Origin of the sequence: Streptomyces pathocidini (assembly GCF_001418495.1) — a bacterium.
Lineage (GTDB): Bacteria > Actinomycetota > Actinomycetes > Streptomycetales > Streptomycetaceae > Streptomyces > Streptomyces pathocidini.
The window spans coordinates 1-1,313 of record NZ_LIQY01000740.1; the positions used below are offsets into that span (position 1 = coordinate 1).

General features: G+C 73.4%; 1 protein-coding gene and 1 pseudogene. Both read right to left on the minus strand.

Annotated features, from left to right (window positions below):
- A pseudogene (locus AOK16_RS27360) lies at window positions 1-403 on the minus strand (SUKH-4 family immunity protein); the annotation flags it as partial.
- Window positions 397-1,313, minus strand: a 917-nt coding sequence (locus AOK16_RS24955; protein ID WP_055474337.1) for an HNH endonuclease, incomplete at its 5' end; no start/stop codon positions are given. The pseudogene AOK16_RS27360 and the gene AOK16_RS24955, both read right to left, overlap by 7 nt.

The window sequence follows — 1,313 nt, forward strand, 5'->3', positions numbered from 1 at the left end:
TTCCCAGGGAGGGGGTGTCCGAGGGGTGTGACTGCCGTTCCGGGGTGGCGAGTTGGTCGGCCGTGGCCTGGAGCCACTGGGACGGGGTCAGCAGGAAGGATGTCTCCTGGAGGTCGATGCGCTGGGGTGGGGCGGCGGGCTCCGCGTCCGGCTCCGTGTGCTCGCCCGCCGGGCCGTACGCCTCCTCGTACCAGTGCGCGACCTCCTCCACCGGGAGGTCCGGCCACAGGGTGGCGTCGCCGGTGTCGCGGGCGATCACCAGGCGGGCGCCGCCGCCCTCCGGGGCGTACGCCACGAAGCCGAGGGCGAACTCTTCGACGCGCACTTCGCGGTGGTGGCCGGCCGGGACGCCCCCGTTGATCCACTGTTCGGCGCGCTCCCGGGCCTGCGCGATGGTCACCACTGCCGCTGTCCCTCCACCGGGACGGCGTGGGCGAAGCCGCCGTCCACCATCAGGTTTGCCACGGTCTCCAGCTCCGGTGGGTCGCCCGCCAGGTGCCGGAGGAATGCGTCGAAGTCCTCGCCGCAGGGCAGGAGCAGGTCCCGTACGCGGTCCTGGAGCGGCAGGCCGTCGTGGTCGCGCGCGTCGTCGTAAGGGCAGAACCAGACGGATCCGGCCGCCTCTCCCCGCACCTTGAGCGCGAGGAGTCCGCCTTGGGCGAAGGCGATGCCCAGGTGGTCCTTGGTGAGGTGGTCGCGCAGGCACTTGTTGACGTAGACGAGGTCGTCGGTGGCCGCCTCGCCGCGGACCGTGAGGAAGGGCTGGTCGAGCAGGAGCCCCAGCTCGGGCGCCAGGGCGCAGCCCGCGGGTGCGGCGCCGCCCGCCGCCTTGAGGAAGGCGCGGTACGGGCCGGGGAGCCGGTGTCCCAGGTGTTCCTCGGTGTCGAGGAGCCGCTCCTCGGTGACGGCGAGGCCGCCGGGGAGGATGAAGTGGGCGGGCCGGGTCTGCGGGAGGGGGCGGGTGCCGCGCTTGTGCTGGTCGACGGCGGCGGTGGCGAGGCCGCCGTGGTGTCTGAGGAGGGCTTTCACTTCGGTGGGGATGAGTTGCATGCGGCGGGAACCGGCGACGTGGTGCCAGGTCCAGCCGTGTGGGGTGGCCACGCGCGGGAGGCCGGTCCAGAGCTCGTGTCCGGCGGCGTGCAGTGCGGCGTTGGCCGAGATGTAGTCGGTCAGCCGTAGTTCGTCGACGCCGAATCCTTCGGGTGGATCGGCGATTTCGGCGGCGGCGCGGGCGTACGGCGTGAAGTCGGGGTAGCCGTACCGGTCCACGCGCACGCCTGCGGGGTGGCGGGCGGCGCGCACGGGGTCGGGGA